The organism is Agrobacterium sp. 20P9.1.2 (assembly GCF_057799395.1).
Window position 1 is genome coordinate 818,590 of the sequence record NZ_JBYOKI010000001.1, and the last position, 20,295, is coordinate 838,884.

The 20,295-nt window shown below is 57.6% G+C and carries 21 protein-coding genes; 10 read left to right on the forward strand and 11 right to left on the reverse strand.

The window, feature by feature from the left end; all coding sequences use genetic code 11:
* Nucleotides 1-174 precede the first annotated feature (174 nt).
* Entirely contained in the window at nt 175-1,092 is a 918-nt protein-coding gene (locus tag AC27VJ_RS04010) for a DUF2336 domain-containing protein (protein WP_488682889.1), read from the reverse strand.
* A gap of 772 nt (nt 1,093-1,864) precedes the next feature.
* Here AC27VJ_RS04010 and AC27VJ_RS04015 point away from each other — a divergent pair.
* The gene (locus tag AC27VJ_RS04015) at nt 1,865-2,074 is read left to right on the forward strand and encodes a hypothetical protein (RefSeq protein WP_353576201.1); all 210 of its coding nucleotides are present in this window, start codon (nt 1,865-1,867) and stop codon (nt 2,072-2,074) included.
* Nucleotides 2,075-2,095: 21 nt separating this feature from the next.
* Here the strand turns inward: AC27VJ_RS04015 and AC27VJ_RS04020 are convergent, their stop codons facing one another.
* Entirely contained in the window at nt 2,096-2,644 is a 549-nt protein-coding gene (locus AC27VJ_RS04020) for a DUF1254 domain-containing protein (RefSeq protein WP_488682890.1), read from the reverse strand.
* Nucleotides 2,637-3,224: a DUF1214 domain-containing protein gene (locus tag AC27VJ_RS04025; protein ID WP_113085962.1), complete on the reverse strand. Its 588-nt coding sequence runs from the start codon at nt 3,222-3,224 to the stop codon at nt 2,637-2,639. Before AC27VJ_RS04025 ends, AC27VJ_RS04020 begins: the two co-directional genes overlap by 8 nt.
* Nucleotides 3,225-3,389: 165 nt before the next feature.
* On the opposite strand from AC27VJ_RS04025, the gene AC27VJ_RS04030 reads away from it, so the two are divergent.
* A complete protein-coding gene (locus tag AC27VJ_RS04030; protein WP_488682891.1) occupies nt 3,390-3,788 on the forward strand; it encodes a DUF1801 domain-containing protein in 399 nt (132 codons plus the stop codon).
* Between the two features lie 6 nt (nt 3,789-3,794).
* Here the strand turns inward: AC27VJ_RS04030 and AC27VJ_RS04035 are convergent, their stop codons facing one another.
* The 4 genes from AC27VJ_RS04035 to AC27VJ_RS04050 all read right to left on the reverse strand — a co-directional run bounded on the left by AC27VJ_RS04035 (nt 3,795) and on the right by AC27VJ_RS04050 (nt 7,638).
* Nucleotides 3,795-4,871: an acyltransferase family protein gene (locus AC27VJ_RS04035; protein ID WP_488682892.1), complete on the reverse strand. Its 1,077-nt coding sequence runs from the start codon at nt 4,869-4,871 to the stop codon at nt 3,795-3,797.
* A 162-nt stretch (nt 4,872-5,033) separates the two neighbouring features.
* Nucleotides 5,034-5,600: a hypothetical protein gene (locus AC27VJ_RS04040; protein ID WP_488682893.1), complete on the reverse strand. Its 567-nt coding sequence runs from the start codon at nt 5,598-5,600 to the stop codon at nt 5,034-5,036.
* 158 nt (nt 5,601-5,758) lie between these two features.
* Complete coding sequence (locus tag AC27VJ_RS04045) at nt 5,759-7,204, reverse strand: PQQ-dependent sugar dehydrogenase (protein WP_488682894.1); 1,446 nt, start codon at nt 7,202-7,204, stop codon at nt 5,759-5,761.
* On the reverse strand, nt 7,204-7,638 hold the full coding sequence (locus tag AC27VJ_RS04050; RefSeq protein ID WP_113085957.1) for a DUF2231 domain-containing protein: 435 nt from the start codon (nt 7,636-7,638) through the stop codon (nt 7,204-7,206). Before AC27VJ_RS04050 ends, AC27VJ_RS04045 begins: the two co-directional genes overlap by 1 nt.
* A gap of 210 nt (nt 7,639-7,848) precedes the next feature.
* Between AC27VJ_RS04050 and AC27VJ_RS04055 the strand changes: the two genes are divergently transcribed.
* The gene (locus tag AC27VJ_RS04055) at nt 7,849-8,241 is read left to right on the forward strand and encodes an ester cyclase (protein ID WP_488683184.1); all 393 of its coding nucleotides are present in this window, start codon (nt 7,849-7,851) and stop codon (nt 8,239-8,241) included.
* Between the two features lie 3 nt (nt 8,242-8,244).
* Here the strand turns inward: AC27VJ_RS04055 and AC27VJ_RS04060 are convergent, their stop codons facing one another.
* Complete coding sequence (locus AC27VJ_RS04060) at nt 8,245-9,087, reverse strand: dienelactone hydrolase family protein (RefSeq protein WP_488682896.1); 843 nt, start codon at nt 9,085-9,087, stop codon at nt 8,245-8,247.
* Between the two features lie 148 nt (nt 9,088-9,235).
* On the opposite strand from AC27VJ_RS04060, the gene AC27VJ_RS04065 reads away from it, so the two are divergent.
* On the forward strand, nt 9,236-9,883 hold the full coding sequence (locus AC27VJ_RS04065; protein WP_488682897.1) for a glutathione S-transferase family protein: 648 nt from the start codon (nt 9,236-9,238) through the stop codon (nt 9,881-9,883).
* Between the two features lie 53 nt (nt 9,884-9,936).
* On the opposite strand, the gene AC27VJ_RS04070 is transcribed toward AC27VJ_RS04065, so the two are convergent.
* Complete coding sequence (locus tag AC27VJ_RS04070) at nt 9,937-12,114, reverse strand: transglycosylase domain-containing protein (protein ID WP_488682898.1); 2,178 nt, start codon at nt 12,112-12,114, stop codon at nt 9,937-9,939.
* Nucleotides 12,115-12,377: 263 nt separating this feature from the next.
* Between AC27VJ_RS04070 and AC27VJ_RS04075 the strand changes: the two genes are divergently transcribed.
* A complete protein-coding gene (locus tag AC27VJ_RS04075) occupies nt 12,378-12,854 on the forward strand; it encodes a YcgN family cysteine cluster protein (protein WP_488682899.1) in 477 nt (158 codons plus the stop codon).
* Nucleotides 12,855-13,175: 321 nt separating this feature from the next.
* On the forward strand, nt 13,176-13,988 hold the full coding sequence (gene blaOXA, locus AC27VJ_RS04080) for a class D beta-lactamase (protein WP_488682900.1): 813 nt from the start codon (nt 13,176-13,178) through the stop codon (nt 13,986-13,988).
* Between the two features lie 87 nt (nt 13,989-14,075).
* On the opposite strand, the gene AC27VJ_RS04085 is transcribed toward blaOXA, so the two are convergent.
* Complete coding sequence (locus AC27VJ_RS04085) at nt 14,076-15,113, reverse strand: collagen-like triple helix repeat-containing protein (RefSeq protein ID WP_488682901.1); 1,038 nt, start codon at nt 15,111-15,113, stop codon at nt 14,076-14,078.
* Nucleotides 15,114-15,446: 333 nt separating this feature from the next.
* Between AC27VJ_RS04085 and AC27VJ_RS04090 the strand changes: the two genes are divergently transcribed.
* Nucleotides 15,447-15,659 carry a hypothetical protein gene (locus AC27VJ_RS04090; protein WP_488682902.1) on the forward strand — a complete coding sequence of 71 codons (213 nt, stop codon included), beginning with the start codon at nt 15,447-15,449 and terminating at the stop codon, nt 15,657-15,659.
* Here the strand turns inward: AC27VJ_RS04090 and AC27VJ_RS04095 are convergent.
* Complete coding sequence (locus AC27VJ_RS04095) at nt 15,627-16,724, reverse strand: helix-turn-helix transcriptional regulator (RefSeq protein WP_488682903.1); 1,098 nt, start codon at nt 16,722-16,724, stop codon at nt 15,627-15,629. The two genes, AC27VJ_RS04090 and AC27VJ_RS04095, sit on opposite strands and share 33 nt — an antisense overlap.
* A gap of 259 nt (nt 16,725-16,983) precedes the next feature.
* On the opposite strand from AC27VJ_RS04095, the gene AC27VJ_RS04100 reads away from it, so the two are divergent.
* From AC27VJ_RS04100 to AC27VJ_RS04110, 3 genes are read left to right on the forward strand one after another with little or no spacing between them, the layout of a single operon-like run.
* Nucleotides 16,984-19,644 (forward strand): heavy metal translocating P-type ATPase, encoded by a 2,661-nt coding sequence (locus AC27VJ_RS04100; protein ID WP_488682905.1) that lies wholly within the window; start codon nt 16,984-16,986, stop codon nt 19,642-19,644.
* Nucleotides 19,641-20,051 carry a Cu(I)-responsive transcriptional regulator gene (gene cueR, locus AC27VJ_RS04105; RefSeq protein ID WP_488682906.1) on the forward strand — a complete coding sequence of 137 codons (411 nt, stop codon included), beginning with the start codon at nt 19,641-19,643 and terminating at the stop codon, nt 20,049-20,051. The genes AC27VJ_RS04100 and cueR overlap by 4 nt, the downstream gene beginning before the upstream one ends.
* Nucleotides 20,052-20,073: 22 nt before the next feature.
* Nucleotides 20,074-20,274, forward strand: coding sequence for a heavy-metal-associated domain-containing protein (locus AC27VJ_RS04110; protein ID WP_488682907.1), 201 nt, complete (start codon nt 20,074-20,076; stop codon nt 20,272-20,274).
* Nucleotides 20,275-20,295 lie beyond the last annotated feature (21 nt).

Below are 20,295 nucleotides of genomic sequence, written 5' to 3' on the forward strand. Positions count from 1 at the left end.
ACGGTTTTCGCGCTCTGCCAGTTCCGGCACTCGCAAAAGGGGCGGTGGAGCTTCCCTGGCGGTAGTTTGGCCAGAGGCCGGGTGCCAAAACCAAAAAGCGCCAGCGTTGTGGCGCTGGCGCTTGTGTCAAAAATACAATCTTTGGGGGCATTAGCGTGTGGTTGATAAGACGGCTCAGCGTCTGACCACCAGCTTCTGAACCGTGGCTGCTTCTTCGGCAACTGAGGCTTCCTGACGGCTTGGATCGACCGTGTAGCGGTCAGCGCGACGCCAGTTTTCAATGCGGTCTTCGCACTGGCCGGGGTCGAGCTTTTCAAGCATGGCTTCCGCCTTGGTCATGTCGCCATCACGCACCTTCAGGTGCGGATAGAAACATTCCAGCACGAAAGCCGCATCGGCGAAGTCCATGCCGAGGCCTGTCATGGTGGTGGCCAGTTGCTGACCGGAAATATCCAGCATCACCCGTTCGGACAGCCAGTGGCTGGCCGAAAGCGAATCCGAAAGCGCCATGGAAAACTGCCGCGCATTGCGTTCGCGGGCAAAGCGCACCAGCAGAGCTTCCTGTACATCCGTCAGGCGGCGTGCTCCAAGGTTGTCGCTGTGCGGACGGTTGAGCTGGCGTGCCATGGTGCGAAGCTGGCGGCGCAAATCCTCTTCGCGGTCGGCAATGGTCTTCTGCAAGGAACGCGATTGCGCGGGCAGGGCAGCGGCGTCCTGCTCAGAAGGACGTGTCGGCGCATGGCGGGAATGGCGCAGGCCCACAAGCGCATCGATAACGGTGGGCGACAGGTCGTCGCGGCGGACGATGGTGCGGGCATGCGCACCACCCTGGGTGCGGGCAATCGCAATCAGCGTGTCGTCGTTCAGAGCCTTTGAAGAGACCAGAAAGGGGGCCGATAGCCCAATGGGCTGGCTGGCAATGAAAAAGGCGACTGCCGATGGCACATTCGGGTTTTGAGAGAGTGCGGCCACGGCTTCCCGTTTCGCTTCCGGCGTGGAGGCGGTGAACAGGGGCATGAACAGTTCCGCAAACTGGCGAAGCTCGGACTTGGACGGGTGCGAAAGCCCTTCAAAACTCGATACAGTGGCCATTAGCACCACATCTTTCTTCCTCTCGGCACTGGGCCTTTCTAATTCTCGAAACCGGTCGGTCAACGCAATACCCAATGAGACGCAAAACAAAACGATCCGTTCAAATTAGAGCAAACGTGTTGACGCCCTGTTAACCAGCAATGTCGCAAAGCGGTTTTTTGTGCTTATGCACAGTGAATTTTTAAGAAAAGAATTTTGGAAAATTCCGCGCCATTGAAAGATGCACATTGCTGCGCTAGCGGGAACTCGCCTGCCGTGTCGATAACACGGGATGGCGAGCCCCTGACCGCTATCATGGCGGCTAAGTCCCTTTAAACACGGGGAAAATGACAATGGTCAAACGTGATCTTGTGGAAATCTGACCTGTTACTTTTTCGGTCTTCGGCAAATAGTTATAAAATACAATGACTTTGTGCGACGCGCTTGAGTTGTGTTCACAGGACTGTGAGAAGTGCCCCTGTTAATAAATGCTGCATCGCAATAAATTTTAATGGGTTTTGTGTCATGGCAAGAATATTAGTATTAACGAATAATTAACCTCCACATGTTTGTAATCCCATAGGCAGTTATGAGATTCGGTGTTAGATTTGGGGTATGAAATCTAGCATTCTGGGTGGCAAGCAATGTTGCACCCGCAGCTGCCTCTCGTCTCCCATGCCAGTCTGTGGACTGGAAATGCACAATGTTGTGGTGATGGCATTCCCGCGCGTCGCTTGAGCGTCCGCGCGTTTATTCAACAAAACAAGCGTCATGCCCCTGAGAGGAGAAGACAATGGCAGACATCATTTCGTTCTATGCGGCGTGGCGCCGCTTAAGCAGACCGGCAGATGCGCACAGGCCTCCAACCGGACCGGCACAATTGCTGTTTTTCACCGGCGTACGGTATGAGCGTCCCATCATCGACATCAAGATGGAAACGCGAAAGAAACCACGCAAGCGCAAGACGGTGGTCGCTCCTACGGATGCCGCTATCGGTTCCTGATCTGACGGGTCTGAAGACCGCTCAAGACCACGGCGTTGGCTCGCATTTGGCTTCGCCCAGAAATCTGGTCGCTTCTTCCACGAAGCTTAGCTGTGGCACCATGGTGCGCAACACGGCATAACCCTTGTTCTGGCCCGCTTCCACCAGAATGGATTGCGCAAGCCCCTCCGGCTTTGCCTTGCGGATGGCCGCAAGCTGCACCTGGTTTGCCACCAGAATATCCAGCTCTCCACCCGCCGATGTGCGGTCGTTCATGCTGAAGATTTCATTGGACGCACTGTCGAAAATCGCCACCGACCAGAATGGCACGGCCCCGAATGCCGCCAGCCGTACCGGCTTGTCTGTAATGTCGAAAGTGCAGACGGCAACCCGCATGAAGGGATCGCCACTGCCAAGCTCGGTCTTTTCACGGCTGTCATCCAGCAGATGAAACACATTCGCCCTGCCTTCCGCCACCGAGCGCGTATAAGCATCGCGGTTGGAAAAATGCGGGATCGACAACAAGATGATCAGATGCAGAACCGCTGCACCCACAAGACCGACAAAAACGGCAAAGAGAACCCTAAGCATTGCCGCATCCTGTTTTCTGGATTTCCGGCATCTTGATGTCGATAAGACCGGTGCTGCCAGCGACAGGCGTATCGAGCAGCGTCAGCACCAGCTTGAAATTGCCACCCTTCGGCACGGCCAGCCAATTGTAGGTCTGGGCAGTCGCAGCCACGCTGATATCCATGCTGCCATCCGGCGCATGCAGCAGCGTGCGGGAATTGAGCGCGATGGGACGGCCCGAGCCGTCATCCAGAAGATTGCCCTGCTGATCGGCGGCATAAAGCGTCCAGAAGCGGGAAGGGGGCACGGTGCCAGCCAGTCGGTAACGGCACTCGCCCGTCAGGCGCTGGCCAGCGCTATCGATGGAAGCGGTAAAGCTCAGGCCCTCGGCTGTTCCATAGAGCAGCTTGCCCGCATCCGCCCGGTGCGACTTGGCATAGGGGTCGGCCTCGATTGTCTGCGCTTCGGGAAAGGCATCCCAGGCCCCGATCTTGATCGAGCCGAAACCATCGGTCGCCTCCAGCGCCGCAAGCGTGGACAGTATGCCGCCGCCAAAGGCGATAATGAGCGAGATTGCAACAAGAAATGGAACTCGAAACACGCTGTTTTCCCGTTTTGGAACAGGTGAGCGTTAGCATTGATTTTGCTTCGGGGAAATGGGCAGAACGCGACGCACACAGGGCTTTGCATAAATCTCCACGCTTGTTGCTGAGGATGTGCTAATTTGTGGCCCGGAACCGCCGCCTGATGTTTGCCGAGGATGCCCATGGCCAGCAAAACCAATCCCGTTTCAGCGCAAGACGCCACGCTTCTGATCGACAAACGCATCGCCGAACTGAGCGATTGGCGTGGCGAAACATTGTCCCGGCTGCGCACCATCATCACCGAGGCAGACCCTGACATCACCGAGGAATGGAAGTGGCGCGGTGTGCCCGTCTGGTCCCATCACGGCATCATCTGCACCGGCGAAACCTATAAGTCCGTCGTCAAGATGACCTTCGCCCACGGTGCATCCCTTGCCGATCCCCACAACCTGTTCAATTCCAGCCTGGACGGCAACACCCGCCGCGCTATCGATGTGCATGAGGGGGAGGGGCTCGATGAGCAGGCACTGACCGCGCTTGTTCGCGCGGCTGTGGCGTTGAACCTCGCGAAAAAGAAGTAGACGGCTTTACCCGGCAGTCGCGTCCGCGCGCTGATCGCGCTGCGCCGTGAAGCGAATTTTCGAGGATAACCTGTGCATCGGTTTTTCCAGCAGCACATAAATGACGTAACTGGCCAAACACATCAGTGGCATCGAGACCAATGCGACGCCGACGCGCCCTATCTCCGGCACCAGAAGACGGTCGCATATCTTGATGATGAAGGCCACTATGAAGAAGTGGAAGAGGTAGAGCGAATAGCTGGCATCGCCAAGCGCGGTCAGCCAGTTGCGGCTTGTTGCGCGCCCCGCCTTTTCCAGCAGAACGGCCCCCAGAACCAGCATGGCAGCCGGTGCGCCCTGTGTGAAAAACGTGTTGGTGATGGGCGCTATCGTATAGGCAGGGTCGAAAATCTTGTTCAGGCTGAACATCAGCACCAAGCCGACGAAGCCCAAGCCGACATAAAGACTGGTGTTTCTGTTGGTCCTGGCGAGAAGTCCATCCGCGCTCTGTGCAATCAGCATTCCCAGCACAAAATCCAGCATGATCGGCCGTGTGTAGACATAGGCCAGAATGCCGTATTCATCGGCGTGGATGAACAGCCCGGCGATGGTGAGTGCCAGAATGATGGCGGAACAAATGTAAGTGCGCAGCTGGTAGCGGAGCCAGATCGTGATGCTGAACATCAGATAGAAGAACATCTCATAATTCAGCGTCCAGCCCAGATAATAGAGCGGATAGATGCGTCCCTCGGACTTCTGATAGGGAATGAAAAGTGCACTTTTCACCATGGAAGGCAGATCGACCTCTGTCGATTTGAACGCTGCTGGCATGACAAGAAAGATCAGGATGACCAGCAACGTCGCGATGTAATAGAGCGGCGCAATTCTGAGAAATCGTCTGAACAAAAAGGCCAAAGGTCCGGTCACGCGCTGGCTTGTCGTATAAACCATGATGAAGCCGCTGATGACGAAGAAGAGATCGACACCTTCCAGCCCATAGGGTGTGTATCTGAGCAGCGACGAGCCGGGAAACAATTCGCTGAGATGTGCCCAGACGACGAGGCATGCTGCAAATGCTCTCAATATCTGGACATTCATCAGCATGGGCAGGTTCTCTCGCGTGCGTGATGCTATCGTAAGTGGAATTTAATTACATTCTCCTACTCTGTAATTTCAAGATTTTTGTACGGGTTCTAAAAAATATCCCGACATATTGGGAATGTTTTTGAAATTCTGCTTATTCGGATATTTTTTACTTTAGTAAAGTCAGGGCAAGGGAGAGCCTGGAACGATGGCGCAGCCTCTTTTGCACGCGTCGGGTATAAAAGCATGTTTCGGATTGTAGTCGTAGATATCCACGACCTTGTCAGTTGGTGCGAACCATGACGGGCTGATACGCTCTCGGCTCATCTTCGCCATTTTGCCATTTTGCGAAATCCACATCGTCCCGTTGCCCTCAAACGGTAGAGACTTCCAGACGAAGTCGTAGATTTTCTCGCCTTTTTTGCCCTTGAGCGAGGAAGGGGCACAGGATGAGAATTTGGTGTAAGTTCCGCCGTCAAGCGTCCATCCCGAGTCGGTTTCTTCCCAACGCTTAGCGCCGTCATCCCGCTGGATTGCCGAGCCGCCATTCAACTTCAATTCTCGCAGGAACTTTGACTCGCCCTTCGGCATAATGCCGACTTGACGCACACTGAATCTATTGGTGCTGCGCCCAGCAATGTAAGCATTGTTTACATCCAGGCAGGCTGCTTCTTGATCCATCGCATAGGGCGTGCCGGTAAACGGTAAAAGCAGAGATAAAAAAATCAAGGTTTGGACGGTGTATTTCATTCCATCTCGCATGCAGTTGCCGGGCCACAGACATGCGAATAAAAGCAGTTTTTGTCTTCAAAAACGAGACCAAACTTAAGGGAGCAACTTGAGATTTGAGGTTCGCGACTGGACCTGCGTCGCCTGAGTAACCGGCGACGCATTCGTCCGCTTTTTGCCTATGGCGCAATTGCCGGAGCCGATGGCGCTACCGGGGCTGCCGAGGCAGGCGCCATCGGGGCAACGCCACCAGCGGAGACGTCATCCGTTGCAACAGGGGCAGGTGTTACTTTGACATCCGCCGCCGCCACGCGCCAGACTGTGTTGCCCGCATCATCCGCCACCAGCAGCGCACCGGTGCCGTCTATGCCGACACCCACGGGGCGACCACGGGCCTTGTCGCCCTGGATGAAGCCGGTGACCACATCCTGCGTCTTGCCCGCTGGTTTGCCGTTTTCAAACGGTACAAAGGTCACGCGGTAACCGTTGAAGGCATTGCGGTTCCAGCTGCCGTGTTCGCCGATGAATGCGCCGTTGGAATAGGGCGCTGGCAAAGCAGAGTTGAGAGAGAAGGTGAGGCCGAGGGCTGCGACGTGGCTGGAGAGCGCGTAATCCGGCTTGATGGCTTTTTCCACCATATCCGGACGCTGCGGGTGAACGCGGGTGTCCACATGGTTGCCGTAATAACTCCATGGCCAGCCGTAGAAGGCGTTCTCTTTCACCGAGGTCATGTAATCGGGCACGAGGTTCGGGCCCAGCTCGTCGCGCTCGTTGATGACGGCCCAGAGTTCCTTGCTTTCAGGGTTGAAGGCAAGGCCATTCGGGTTGCGCAGGCCGGAAGCGAACAGCTTGAAGGCACCGGTCTGGCGGTCCACCTGCAAGATAGCCGCACGGTTCTTCTCTGCCTCGATGCCGTTTTCCACGATGTTGGAGTTTGAGCCGACGGAGACATAAAGCATCTTGCCATCGGGGCTCAGCGCCAGATCCTTCGTCCAATGGTGGTTGATCGGCCCGCCGGGAAGCGGGGTCAGGATTTTCGGCTCAGCGGTAATCTCGTTCTGACCCAGTTGGTAGGGGTAGGCGAGAATGTTCGAGGCCGTAGCGACATACAGCGTATTGTCGGCAAAGGCGACACCGAAGGGCGAGTCGAGGTTGGTCAGCAACTCGTGCCGCTCATCCACCGTGCCATCGCGGTTGGTATCACGCAGCAGGGTGATGATATTGCTGGGTTTCTGCGGTCCGGTTTCACCATGGGCAATTGACATGATCCAGCCGCGAATAATGTCCTTAGGGCGCGATGGCGGCTCACCTTTTGGCCCGCGAGACTGCACCACCAATACGTCGCCATTTGGGAGCGTGTGCACGGTGCGTGGATTGACGAGGTCTTTCTGATAGGCCGTGATTTTCAGGCCCTGCGGCACGGTTGGCGCTTCGCCATCCTTCCAGCCGACGACCTTGGCCACCTTCAGGTCGGGAATGAGGCTAGGCGAAGGATCTGGCAGAACCGGGTCGGCCCCGATCTGCTGCGAAAGATCGAAATTGCTGTTCTGCTCGCTGCACGCGGGCAGAATGACGGCGACGCTGCCGAGGAGGATAGAGGTGAGGAAAAAGCGCGGCGTGACCATCATACTCTCCAAGCCAGTCTTGCATATTTGCGTGTAGAAGCGGCAACCGCCATCAGCGACACGACGAAAGTGACAGCCGAAAGAAGAAGCCCGTAAGGCACAACGGCGGTCCAGCCATCACCGGCGTGAACAAGGCTGTTGACGAAGGCCAGAAGCAGCATGACGATGAACAGAAGAATTGCAAAAAACGAAGGCCGCATGGGCCGCGTGCGCGCCCGCAACAGATCGATCAGCCCCGCCAGCAAAGCCAGACCGCCGATGACCAGCCCGGCAAACAGCAGCCAGGCCGAAAAATTCTGCCACATCAGATTGCCGGTCTGCCAAAAGGCAATATCCGTTCCCAACGCCAGCGAAAAGCAGACGAAGGGAAACGGCACGAACAGCAATTGAAAGGGATATGCAGAGGCTTCTCTGCGAGACGAGACATCATTCATGGAGAAGGCTCCGAAACTCAAGACGAATATGGCAATTGCGCTGCATCGGCCAAATCCGGCAGCGCTTGAGAAATCAACGGTTTGGAGGGGATTTGGTTGCACCGTGCCATGATGCGCAAGCCGAGGCCGGGCATGGCGCAGCCGCGCAAGCCTAATCGCCAAAATCCGTGGCATGCGGAACTGCATTCCCGCTCACGCCGTTACCCGGCCATGACCGACACCAATCTCGCCGCCACCTACCGCGCCTATATCGCCTGCCTCAATGCGCAGGACTGGCAAAATCTCGGAAATTTCGTTGCCGAAAATGCCGTGCATAACGGGCGTGCGCTGGGCCTCAGCGGCTACCGCGCCATGCTGGAAAACGACTTCCGCGAAATCCCGGATCTGCGCTTCAACATCGAGCTTTTGGTCTGTGACACACCGATGGTCGCCAGCCGTCTGCACTTTCATTGCACACCAAAAGGCACCTTCTTCGACCTGCCTATCAACGGCAAAACGGTTACCTTCTGCGAAAACGTCTTTTACCGGTTCGAGGCAGGCAAGATCGAAGAAGTCTGGTCGGTCATCGATACGGCGGCTATTGCGGCGCAGTTGCAAGCGTGAGGCTTATTTCCCCAGTTCCTTCGCCAGAAAATCCCGCACATCGTTGAATGAGTTTTGTGCCTCAACGGCATTGTATTCTTCTCGATGGCCCAGAACCATTCGCCCACCCGCGTTCTGGGGTGAATCGAAGCCGTGATAGGCATTTGGGTAGATGTTGAGCTGAATATGTGACGTGCCGTCCTTCAGTTTCTCGACCCTTCGTTCGCACCGCGTCGCAAGGCTCCAGTCATCAAGCTCACCGGATAAGATCAGCGTCGGTATTGTCGCATCGCCATCGGTTGCGGAACAGACGGGATAATAGGCGACGGCGGCCTTGAATTTCTGCTCCATCAACTGCTCGTCACCGCCGGCTTTTGTTGCTTGCAGCGTGGTGATACCGCCCGCCGAAAAGCCCATCAGGACGATGCGATTAGCATCGACATGCGGGTCTTTCGAGAGAAAATTCAGCGCGCCATAGGCATCATAGACACGCTCCGGCAGATAGGTCTTGCAGCTGTTCTTGATGCCGCGCGTGATGAAACTATCGACGACAAGCGCGGCATAACCCCAGGACGCAAGCCGCTCCGGCCACTGCTCTTTAACACTGGCATGAATACCGCCGCAGCCATGCAGGAGTATGACTGCTGGAGCGACGCTATCGCCCGGTGGTCGGGTCAAATAGCCGATCAAAGGCGTGCCGTGTGGAGTGAGCAATGGCTGACCCTGCTCCTCGGCCCTGCGCTGCTGAAGCGCGCTCGGCACCACTGGCGCGCTCTCGAAGTGCACCAGTTCATCCGCCACAGCCGGTGGCACGGTGGAAAGAAAGGTGATGATACAGAAGATAAGGGCAGGAACTTTCACGGGCATAGCTCCCCGAAACAATCGTTCGTCGCTCCACATTAACGCTCTTTGCGTTGTGTTCAAATATGCGATGATGGCGCTGTTTTTTGCGAGACCTGTCGGCAACCCGCTCCACCATTCGTCTTTCATCCATATCAGCCAAGGGAGAACGGCCATGACGATAACAATCACTGCTTTTGAACGCTCGCCGGATCGCGGCAAGGGGTTAGCGCGGGATATGCGGGTGCGTTGGGCGCTGGAGGAGGTGGGGCAGCCTTATGAGGTGCGGCTTTTGTCGTTTCAGGCAATGAAGGAGCCGGACCATCTGGCGCTGAATCCCTTCGGGCAAATCCCGACCTTCGAGGAGGACGATCTTGCCCTGTTCGAATCCGGAGCCATCGTCTTCCATATTGCCGAGACCCATTCTGGCCTATTGCCGACGGAAGCGAATGCACGGGCGCGGGCCATCGGCTGGATGTTCGCCGCGATCAACACCGTCGAGCCACCGCTTATCGACCGCGTGGTCGCCAAAATTCTGGAGGGAGACCGCAGTTGGGCGGATGAGCGTTTGCCGTTGGTCGATGCGCGCATTCACCAACGCCTGCGCGAGCTTTCCGCCCGCCTTGGCGATGCCGAGTGGCTGGATGGTGGGTTTAGCGCGGGTGATTTGCTGATGGTAACGGTGCTTATGCGCGCAAAGGCTGGGGGCTTTCTAAGCGACTACCCCAACCTCGCCGCCTATGTTGAACGCGCCGAAGCCCGCCCGGCCTATCAGCGCGCATTTGCTGCGCAACTGGCAGTTTTCAGGGCTTCCGCGGGGTAGCGCAATTTGTTGGAACCGTCTCCAATGCGGCGGTTTTGAACTCATCTCAGGTTCTACCGCTTCACCCCGTCACTCCCCACGTCCGCAACCTTCTGCACCGTCAGCGCCGGAGCGGACGCTTCCTTCAGCTTCTTGCCGATCGAGCGGATAACCCGTGTCGCTTCGGTGGAAAGGGAGCGGGGGCGGGTGAGGGCGGGCATGGCGTTGGCGTCTGCGGAGGCGACGAGGGCGCCGTTGGCGGGTTTGGGGTGGGTGCCTGAGGGCAGCGGGTTCTGGATGCCGGGAATGGGGCGCAGTTCCATGCCCTGATGGGCATAGTCCATCAGCCGCTTGAACGTCATGGCGGGCAGGGCGCCGCCGGTCATGTTGTTCATGGAAGTGAAGTCGTCGTTTCCGAACCAGACAGCAGTGGTGTAATTGCCGGTAAAGCCCACATACCAGGCATCGCGGTAGGACTGCGAGGTGCCGGTCTTGCCGCCGGAGACGATGCCATTGTCCAGCGCGCCGCGCCTTGCCGTTCCCTCGACGGGAATGGTCACCAGCATGCGGTTCATTTTGGAATTTGCCTCTTCGGAGAGCACGCGATGCGCTGGCGGTTCGTCACGGTCGAAATCGTAGAGAACCTTGCCTTCGTAATCCAGCACCTGTTCGATGCCGTGGCGGCGTGATTGCATGCCGTCTGCCGGGAACACGGCATATCCAGTGGCCTGATCCAGCACCGTGACTTCGGATGTGCCGAGCGGAATGGTCTTGTCGGTGCGAAGCGGCGTGGCCACGCCCATGGCTTTCGCCGTATCGGCAATGATCTGCGTGCCCAGAACATCCTTGGCAAGCCGCACCGGCACGGTGTTGTAGGACTTGGCAAGCGCGGTTTGCAGCGTCACCTTGCCAGCGTAAGAGCGGCCATAGTTTTGCGGAGACCAGCCGCGCCATGTCACGGGCGCATCTGAAATCAGCGTTTCCGGCTTGTAACCCTTCTCCATGGCAGCGGAGTAGGTGTAGACCTTGAAGGAGGAGCCCGGCTGGCGAAGGGCCGCCGTTGCGCGATTGAACTGGCTTTCACCATAATCCCGACCGCCGACCATGGCGCGAATGCCGCCGCCATTTTCAATGGTCACCATCGCGCCCTGCTTGACGCGGTAACCCTCGCCAAACTCGCGAAGACTGCCTTCCATCGCCTGTTCGGCGGCCTGCTGAAGACCGGTGTCGATGGTGGTGCGCACGACCACCGTGTGGTCCTTGATCTTGCCTTCCTTGGCCAGGCGCTGCACTTCGTCAAAGGCCCAGTCGAGGAAATAGTCCGGTGCCTTCACGTCTTCGCGGTCGATGACAGTGGCCGGGTTGCGGCGTGCGCCGACGACCTGTCCTTCGGTCATCAAGCCGCCCTGCACGAGGTTGGAAAGGACTGTGTTTGCACGGGCGCGGGCAGCGGGAAGGTTGACGTGCGGCGCATATTTCGCCGGCGCCTTGAACAGACCGGCGAGAATGGCGGATTCCGCCAGTGTCACATCCGTGAGGTTTTTGCCGAAATAAAACTGCGCTGCCGCAGCCGCACCAAAGGTGCCGCCGCCCATATAGGCGCGGTCGAGATAAAGGCTGAGGATTTCCTTCTTGGACATGTTGGCCTCCAGCCACAATGCCAGAAAGGCTTCCTTGATCTTGCGCTCCAGCGAGCGTTCGTTGGTCAGGAACAGGTTCTTGGCCAACTGCTGCGTCAGCGTGGAGCCGCCCTGCACGACGCCGCCTGCGCGGGCGTTCTCGCTCATGGCGCGGGCAAGGCCGATGAAATCGATGCCGAAATGGTCGAAGAAACGACGGTCTTCGGTGGCCAGAACCGCCTTGATGAAATGATCCGGCATCTGGTCGATCGGCACGGAATCTTCGTGAATAATGCCGCGATGGCCGATTGTGTTGCCGTAACGATCCAGGAAAGTGACAGCGAAATCACCGCGATAGCGCCAGTCCTTCTTGGTTTCCTCGAAGGCGGGAAGGGCCAGCGCCAGCATCAGCACGGTGCCTGCGGTGCCGACGGTCAGAGCGTCATCGGTGATGTTGATGAGGAATTTCTTCCAGCCGCGCACATGCAGCTTGCGCGATGCGATGGTGACCTCTTCCCAGAAGTCGAAAACGCGGGATGCAGCTGTCCAGAGGCCGGAATCGATAAAGGAATCGATCCGCAGCAGAATGTGGCGTTTACGGCGCGCTTGTTTCTTGTCTTTATCTTCCTGCACCTGAAACGAATTCCTGTTCGATATGGCGAGTGGATGCTTGACGCAGCAACCTTGCGCGGGTCATTCCTCACCACTACTCCGCCGGATTTAAGAATTATCTTATAATCTCGCGGAATGCGATATGACAAAAAGGGCTAGAGCGCCGTGTGTCCTTTTGGACGCATATAACACGCTCTAACTTTCTCAATCGGCACATCGTGCTATACGATGCGCCAGGGCCATGTTGCCGCCCGATGCCCCAAAATGAAACGGAAATGTTAACGATGAGTGACGCGCCATTCTGGAAAACTAAATCGCTGGCGCAAATGAGTAACAGCGAATGGGAAAGCCTGTGCGATGGCTGTGGCCTGTGCTGTCTCAACAAACTGGAAGATTGGGACACGGGCGACGTGGTCTTCACCTCCGTTGCCTGCCAGTTGCTGGATGGCGACAGCTGCCAGTGTTCGGACTATCCCAACCGGCGCGATACGGTGCCGGACTGCATTCAGCTGAGCCTGAAACTCGTCAACGAAATCGGCTGGCTGCCACCCACCTGCGCCTATGCCTTGGTGCGTGATGGCGAAGACCTCTACTGGTGGCACCACCTCGTTTCGGGCGATCCTGAAACGGTGCACATTGCCGGTATTTCCGCACGCGGACGCACGGTGAACGAGCTGGATGTGGAGGTGGATGATTTCGAAAATTACGTGGTGGACTGGCCTTTGACGGTGGGGGAGCAGCCGGAGGCGCAGCGGCGGTGAGGGCGGAGAAAACCCCTCACTTGCGATTTCTAACACTTAGCTAACGCTAAGATGTTGAAATCGCTTTCTCTCCCACAAGGGGAGAGATAAGGCGAACGCCGTGCCGCTTGCGCCAATACCTCTCCCCATGTGGGAGAGGATAGAAAATCATGATCTTAGCGGAGCTAAGTCATAGATTTTCTTGGTGAGGGGTCGAGCCGCGGGTGAAGCGTCAATGGTTCGCCCGTCCTATTCCTGCCGCATCAAGCGTTTAATCCGCCCCTCTCTTTTCTTATGCCAGTTACCGGCTATGATGCATCGCCGGATATTCAAGGAAAATGCATGCGCAATCGTTTCGCGCTTCTTCTGCCAATCTGCCTGATCGCAATGAGCGCGTCCGCGCGCGCTCAACCAATCCAGCCATATGAATGCACCTTCGTGACATCAGTGGAAACCGGTGCGGTCATTACCCAGCAGGGCACCTGCGACCGGCGCGTGTCTCCTGGCTCCACCTTCAAGGTGCCGCTGGCGCTGATCGGCTTCGATTCCGGTATTTTGCTCGATGAGTTCAATCCCGTATGGGATTGGCAGAGGGGCACGGAGGCCAAGCCCGAAGAGCGCAAGAAGGTGGACCCCACGACGTGGCAGAAAGAGGGTATTCGTTGGTATTCCCGCGAAATCACCCGCCGCTTGGGCCAGGAAAAATTCGCCGCCTATGTCAAGCGTCTGGGCTTCGGCAACGCCGATGTGGCAGGTGACGCGGGTGAAAACAACGGCCTGACGGATGCATGGGTCGGCACCTCGCTGGAAATTTCGCCAGTGGAGCAGATCGGCTTCATGCGCCGCCTGCTGGCCAACAACCTGCCATTTTCCCGCGATGCGCAGAACAAGACCAAGGCCATTATTCCAGTCTATGACGGTGCCGAAGCCTGGAGCGCCCACGGCACCACAGGCACAGGCAACCTCAAGGGCGATGACGGCAAACCAGACCCCAACCGCCCCTTCGGCTGGTTCGTCGGCTGGGCCGAACGCGAAGGCCAGCACATCGTTTTCGTCCGCTTCCGCTTAAGCGACAAACCATCGGACAAGCCCATGGGGCAGGTGGTGCGCGAAGAGTTCTTGCGGGATATTCCACGGTTTTCGGTGCATCGGTAAGGGTCGCGGCACCTACACTTGTTGAATGTTCGGCGTGAATACAACATTGCGCGAAAGTCTTCCGCGCAATGTTGTCAGTAATCTGGATTAGAAGCCGAACAATCCTGGAAACTGTTGTGCGGTCAATGAAGCTACAAAGGGTTGGCCGGACGGACCTATGTCGCCTTTGACGCCGGCTGTGCCGTTACCACCAAATTGCCCCGCAGGTCCGTTGCGACCGGCAGACCCGCACGCCGTCGCAAGTGGGCCCTCCGGGCCGCCTGGACCCGAATTTCCTCCGGAACCTCCTGGACCGCCGGTGCCGCCATCACCCCCGCCATTTTTGACGCGGATGATTTGAAACAATGTCGGGAGGTTTTCAGGGATTGATACAAGGGAGACATTGCCGCCGGCACCGCCCTTGCCACCTTTGCCGCCCGGCCCACCGGTGCCACCGTCGCCTCCCTTGCCACCCCAACCGGGGCCGGACTCGCAATAGGGCAGCCAGATTGTAATACCCAAGCGGCTCTCACGCGCTTGACGTGCAGCGCTTCCCTGCGCTCCAGGGCCACCTTGGCCGCCCTTTTGTCCTATGCCGCCAGCACCGCCGTCGCCGCCGCTCATGTCTATTACGAGACCACCGTTTTCGATTGTCTTCGTCACCAACGTCAGCTTTGGTGCGTCATAACCCAAGCTGCCTGCCGTACCCACTGCGCCGCCAGCACCTTGTCCGCCTCCAAATGGCCCTGCCGGTGCTTCTCCTCTATCCGGCGGCGTGGTTGGAACAGTTTTCGCCCACGTTATCATCCCAGGATTGTTTGGGTCTTCCACAACGATCGTTTCAGCAACCACAAAAAATTCACCAGGGGCATATGGCGACTCCTTATTCAGGATAAGCCGAGAACCAGGCTTGAAAACAATTTTCCGCGCACCTGTTATCATCGCACTCCAGATCATGTCGCCTTCAACAATGATTGTTCTTTGCGGGCTAAGTATCATCGTTTTTTCAACGACAGACGCGACAGGCGCGATTTCACTAGACCGGTCTTCGACGTCGAATGCGTTAGGCACATCCTGTGCGGATGCTGAGCACGACAAAAGGGCAAGTGTTGTGACTGCGGTTATCGAAATAAATTTACTCTTCATAACAGCTACCTCCTGGTTGGCAATCTAAGGTAGATGAGTATATAAATACACCAATAAGTAAAGAGTAGATTTTGTGACAATCTTGGGATGCTGGTCCGTAAATGGAAATCTCTGTCGGGCTTAAGGCAGGTCTTCAAGGCTACTCTCGTCGCGTCATGGGTAGCCACGCGGAAATTCGGTGATTTATTGATAAAAACGCATTCTCTCACCCATTCGGGCGATGTACCTTGCCGCCACCGCTGCTAGTTAAGACATTATTAAGAGGTTGGGGCTGTTGGAATTTTTGAAGCATTTATCGGTGCAGTATATGTTTTGCATGCGGGCGTTTTTGCCATGTTCGTTGTTGTGGAGCGCAACAGGAATGGTGGCGCGTGGCGGCTGAAGCATGTGGTGCTGATGGTAGGGGCCGCCACTTGGCCGTTGCTGATTGCTGTGGCCTTGGTGGCGGCATCTTTCAAGGCCGGTTCGGCGGCGTTTTCTGCTGTTGCTTTGATGATGTCCCGGGCCGAGGGCTCAAACATCGAAGCTGGAAATCGAGGACAATAGCGCGGCAAGTTCCGACTGGCGCGCTGTGCCGGTCTTGCGGAAGATCGATTTGACGTGGGTGCGAATGGTTTCCGTGCCGACCGCCAGATGCTGTGCGACGGAAGGGATGTCGTTGCCGGTTGAAATGAACTGCGCGACCCGCGCCTCTGCGGCGGAAAGGTCGAAAAGCCCCTGAATGACGTTAGCGGTCGGCACCTTTTGCCTATCGACAGGCGTGACCAGCAGGAAGAAGGCGGCAGAAGCAAAGATATCGCGGGCATTGCCGCGAATGGGCAGCAGATGGGCCACTGCTGCAGGCGTGTCATCGATCTGCGGCAGGGGAAAGGACTGGCAGGCCTGTAACGGCGCAGTCTTTGCAAGCCGGAACTGCTGCAAAGCCTCTGCAAGCTGGGTATTGGCAGCGGAGGATGCAAAGCTGAACTTGTTGAAAGCCTGCAAGGAAATCTGTTTTCCCAGTGTCGCCAGCAAGGTGTTATGGGCCAGAATGGTGCCGCGCTCCGTCAGTACGGCGGAGGGCAGGCCGGTCACCTCAAGCGCTTGCACTGCGGCGTTGATACGCTCGAATTCCAGACGCCCCGCCATCATCGCGGCGCGCGCCAGATGCGGTCTCAACCCATCCAGAAACGAAATATCCGCGCTGGTCATCGGCCCACGGGCACGCTTACGTTCCACCGAAAAAACAATGTGATCGCCGCTCGGCACCGATATCGCGGTTCCCGCGCCAAAACCGTAACCCAGCGGCTGCATCAGATCGGTATAGATCGGGAAGGTGTTGTACTCTTCGTCGGTGAACTCCTCCGCCTCGTTGAAAAAGCCGCTGTAAGGTTTGCCCAGAAGGCGCTTTGCCCGATCGTTGCGACTACCCCAATCCTCCCGCAAAATGCGGTCGATCATATCCATGATACCAGCAGATGCCCGCCATTTTGTGGAAACGGCATTGGAGTTGAAAAGAACAGTCCCCGCGCCACCAGCCTGTAACGCCATGTCGTTCAACACCGTTTCCCAATGATCGGGAAGAAACGCGGCTTCATAAATAAGATCGATGAGGTGATGCGGTGCGCTCATATGCTTTGACCGTTCAATGAAATAGTAAAAACAGAAAATTCTATATGCAATGATCGTGAATAAATGCCTGAATGACACGCCTATTCAGACACGCTTTGTGCTGCGATGCAATATTTCTTGTCAGGCGGCGCATGTCATCACCCATTTGGGTGAACTGGTATCCGCCTGCGCGCGAAACCCGGCAGCCAAAATCGTCGGATTCTCCCTTGACCTTCCCATCATGGGAAGCCTTACATGAGGTCTCGAAAGGGGAAATCCCATGAATAAGACAGTCAAGACCATCCCGGCAGAGCCGATTTCCGTATCCGTGGAAGGCATGACCTGTGCGTCCTGCGTGCGGCGCGTTGAGGTGGCGGCGGGGAAGGTGCCAGGGGTGGTGGCCAGTTCGGTGAATTTTGCGACGAAGCGACTGACGGTGGAACCGGGGCAGGGGTTTTCGGCAAAGACGCTGGCCGCAGCGGTGAAGAAGATTGGTTATGAGGTTGCGCCGCAGACGATTATGCTGGTGGCGCATGGCTTGAAGGGGGCGGACGATGCGGCGCGGTTGAAGGCCGTGCTGGAAGCCGCGCCGACCACTATAAATGTGGAGGTGGATGCTCAGAGCGGGGCGGTGACCATTGAGAGCATGGGCGGTGCGCGGCAGCGCGAGGTGCTGGTGGAAACGGCTCGGCTTGCCGGATTTGCGCTGAAGGTTCCGGGTGCTGTTGGCCACGACCACGCGGGGCATGAGCATAGGCACCATGCTGGTGACGAGGCGACGCTGAAGCGGGATGTCGTTCTGGCGGCCATCTTCACCACACCGCTTTTCGTGCTGGAAATGGGTGGGCATCTTTATGCGCCGATGCATCATTGGCTGATGGGCGTTATCGAGACGCAGACGCTGTATTACGTCTATTTTGCGCTGGCGACGGTGGTGATTTTCGGGCCGGGCTGGCGGTTCCTGAAGTCCGGGTTTCCGGCCCTTGCGCATGGCGCACCGGAGATGAATTCGCTGGTGGCGCTGGGGGTGAGTGCGGCCTATCTCTATTCGCTGGTGACGACGTTTGCGCCCGGCCTGCTGCCCGACAATGCCCGGCATGTCTATTACGAGGCGGCCACCGTCATCGTCACGCTGATCCTGATCGGGCGGTTGCTGGAGGCCCGTGCCAGCGGCAAGACGGGCGATGCCATCCGCAAACTGGCGAGCCTTCAGGCGAAGACAGCACGGGTGGAGCGGGACGGGCAGACGCTGGATATTGCACCGGACGAGGTTGTCGTAGGCGACCTCATCATCATCCGCCCCGGCGAGCGCCTGGCCGTGGATGGCGAGGTGGTGGAGGGTGCGTCTTATATCGATGAATCGATGATTTCGGGCGAGCCGGTGCCGATGGAAAAGACTGTGGGCGCGCATGTGACCGGCGGCACGATCAATGGAAATGGCACGCTGAAATTCCGGGCGACGAAGGTCGGGTCCGATACGATGCTGGCGCAGATCATCGCGCTGGTGGAACAGGCGCAGGGCGCAAAACTGCCGATCCAGCTGCTGGTGGACCGGGTGACGGCTCTGTTTGTGCCTGTCGTGATTGGTGTTGCGGTGCTGACTTTTGTGGTCTGGGCGATCTTTGGGCCGCAGCCTGCCTATACCTACGCGCTGATCAATGCCGTCGCCGTCCTCATCATCGCCTGCCCCTGTGCCATGGGGCTCGCCACGCCGACTTCGATCATGGTCGGCACGGGGCGGGCTGCGGAACTGGGCGTGCTGTTTCGCAAGGGTGAGGCTTTGCAGGCCCTGCTGTCTGCCGGGATCGTGGTGGTGGACAAGACCGGGACGGTGACGAAGGGCAGGCCGGAACTGACCGATCTGGTGGTGGCCGATGGGTTTGAGCGCCGGGAGGTTTTGAGGCTGGTGGCAGCGGTGGAAAGCCGCTCGGAGCATCCGATTGCGGAGGCGATTGTGCGGGCGGCAAGGGGGGAAGAACCCCTCCCCAACCCCTCCCCACAAGGGGGAGGGGCTAACCCGGCTGAACCGTTTGATGCTGGAATGGTAAGCTCGCCACTTGGTCTCTCCCCCCTTGTGGGGGCAGAGGAGCGGTCTGCGCAGCAGGGCAATCGATCCAGTGAATCGATTGCAGCGACGAAGCCCGGCAGGGTAGAGGGGGTCTTCTCCTCAACAATCACCAACTTCCAAAGCATTACCGGCTACGGCATCTCGGCCACTGTGGATGGCCGCAAAATCGACGTTGGCGCAGACCGCTTCATGGTGAAACTCGACCTTTCCGTCGCACCATTCGCAAACACCGCACAAAAGCTGGGCGATGAAGGCAAGACACCGCTTTACGCCGCCATCGATGGTCAACTGGCAGCCATCATCGCAGTGGCAGACCCGCTGAAACCATCCAGCATCCATGCTATCAAAGCCTTGAAATCCATGGGCATAGAGGTGGCGATGGTGACGGGGGATAATGCCCGCACGGCCAAGGCCATCGCCAGCCAAGTAGGCATCGAAACGGTGGTGGCCGAAGTATTGCCCGAGAGCAAGGTGCAGGCCATCCATGATCTACGGCAGGGCGGTAAGACACTGGCCTTCGTGGGAGATGGCATCAATGATGCACCGGCGCTGGCTGAGGCCGATATCGGTATCGCCATCGGCACCGGGACGGATGTGGCCATTGAAAGCGCCGATGTGGTGCTGGTGGGCGGTGATCTGATGGGCGTGGTCCACGCCATCGAGATGAGCCGTGCCACCATGCGCAACATCCGCCAGAACCTGTTCTGGGCCTTCGGGTACAACGTCGCGCTCATTCCCGTGGCGGCGGGTGCGCTTTATCCGGGTTTCGGCATCATGCTGTCACCCATGGTCGGGGCTGGCGCCATGGCGCTGTCTTCCGTCTTCGTGCTGGGCAATGCGTTGAGATTGAAAACAGCGAAGGTATCGACATGAACATCGGTCAGGCATCTGAGGCGTCGGGCGTATCGGCCAAGATGATCCGCTATTATGAACAGATCGGCCTCATCACGCCTGCGGCCCGCACGGGTAATAATTACCGCGTCTATGGCGAGCAGGATGTGCACAATCTGCGTTTCATCAAGCGCTCCCGCACGCTGGGTTTTTCGCTGGAGGAAACGGAAACGCTGCTGAAACTCTGGCAGGACAAAACCCGCGAAAGCTCCGCCGTGAAGGACATAGCGCTCGCCCACATCAACGATCTTGAGCGCAAGATCGCGGAGATGAAAGCCATGGTCAAAACGCTCTCCCATCTCGCCCACTGCTGCGGCGGCGACCACCGGCCGGACTGCCCCATTCTGGACGATCTGGCAGGCATCGACGCCTTAGTGACGCATAAGTAATTGGAATATAGAGGAAATCAGCATGACAACCACCACCTTCACCGTACACGACATGACCTGCGGACACTGCGAGAAAACGATAAGGGGCGCCCTGACAGAAGCGCTTCCCGGCGCGGAAATCGGTATCGACCTTTCTATGCACAGTGTGACGGTGACTGGCGATGCCGCGACGGCTGAGGAGGCGATGCGGGAGGTTGGGTACAGCCCGGAGCGAGTGGGGTGATGTTCTGGCAAAGGAAAGACG

Bases quoted from the DNA above. Each gene is read 5' to 3' on its own strand.
- AC27VJ_RS04075 (WP_488682899.1), top strand. From the start codon at position 12,378: ATGAGTGACGCGCCATTCTGGAAAACTAAATCGCTGGCGCAAATGAGT.
- AC27VJ_RS04085 (WP_488682901.1), bottom strand. From the start codon at position 15,113: ATGAAGAGTAAATTTATTTCGATAACCGCAGTCACAACACTTGCCCTT.
- AC27VJ_RS04100 (WP_488682905.1), top strand. From the start codon at position 16,984: ATGAATAAGACAGTCAAGACCATCCCGGCAGAGCCGATTTCCGTATCC.
- AC27VJ_RS04015 (WP_353576201.1), top strand. From the start codon at position 1,865: ATGGCAGACATCATTTCGTTCTATGCGGCGTGGCGCCGCTTAAGCAGA.
- AC27VJ_RS04065 (WP_488682897.1), top strand. From the start codon at position 9,236: ATGACGATAACAATCACTGCTTTTGAACGCTCGCCGGATCGCGGCAAG.
- AC27VJ_RS04020 (WP_488682890.1), bottom strand. From the start codon at position 2,644: ATGCTTAGGGTTCTCTTTGCCGTTTTTGTCGGTCTTGTGGGTGCAGCG.
- AC27VJ_RS04030 (WP_488682891.1), top strand. From the start codon at position 3,390: ATGGCCAGCAAAACCAATCCCGTTTCAGCGCAAGACGCCACGCTTCTG.
- AC27VJ_RS04095 (WP_488682903.1), bottom strand. From the start codon at position 16,724: ATGAGCGCACCGCATCACCTCATCGATCTTATTTATGAAGCCGCGTTT.
- AC27VJ_RS04050 (WP_113085957.1), bottom strand. From the start codon at position 7,638: ATGAATGATGTCTCGTCTCGCAGAGAAGCCTCTGCATATCCCTTTCAA.
- AC27VJ_RS04110 (WP_488682907.1), top strand. From the start codon at position 20,074: ATGACAACCACCACCTTCACCGTACACGACATGACCTGCGGACACTGC.
- cueR (WP_488682906.1), top strand. From the start codon at position 19,641: ATGAACATCGGTCAGGCATCTGAGGCGTCGGGCGTATCGGCCAAGATG.
- AC27VJ_RS04010 (WP_488682889.1), bottom strand. From the start codon at position 1,092: ATGGCCACTGTATCGAGTTTTGAAGGGCTTTCGCACCCGTCCAAGTCC.
- AC27VJ_RS04040 (WP_488682893.1), bottom strand. From the start codon at position 5,600: ATGAAATACACCGTCCAAACCTTGATTTTTTTATCTCTGCTTTTACCG.
- AC27VJ_RS04060 (WP_488682896.1), bottom strand. From the start codon at position 9,087: ATGCCCGTGAAAGTTCCTGCCCTTATCTTCTGTATCATCACCTTTCTT.
- AC27VJ_RS04035 (WP_488682892.1), bottom strand. From the start codon at position 4,871: ATGCTGATGAATGTCCAGATATTGAGAGCATTTGCAGCATGCCTCGTC.
- AC27VJ_RS04090 (WP_488682902.1), top strand. From the start codon at position 15,447: ATGTTCGTTGTTGTGGAGCGCAACAGGAATGGTGGCGCGTGGCGGCTG.
- AC27VJ_RS04055 (WP_488683184.1), top strand. From the start codon at position 7,849: ATGACCGACACCAATCTCGCCGCCACCTACCGCGCCTATATCGCCTGC.
- blaOXA (WP_488682900.1), top strand. From the start codon at position 13,176: ATGCGCAATCGTTTCGCGCTTCTTCTGCCAATCTGCCTGATCGCAATG.
- AC27VJ_RS04045 (WP_488682894.1), bottom strand. From the start codon at position 7,204: ATGGTCACGCCGCGCTTTTTCCTCACCTCTATCCTCCTCGGCAGCGTC.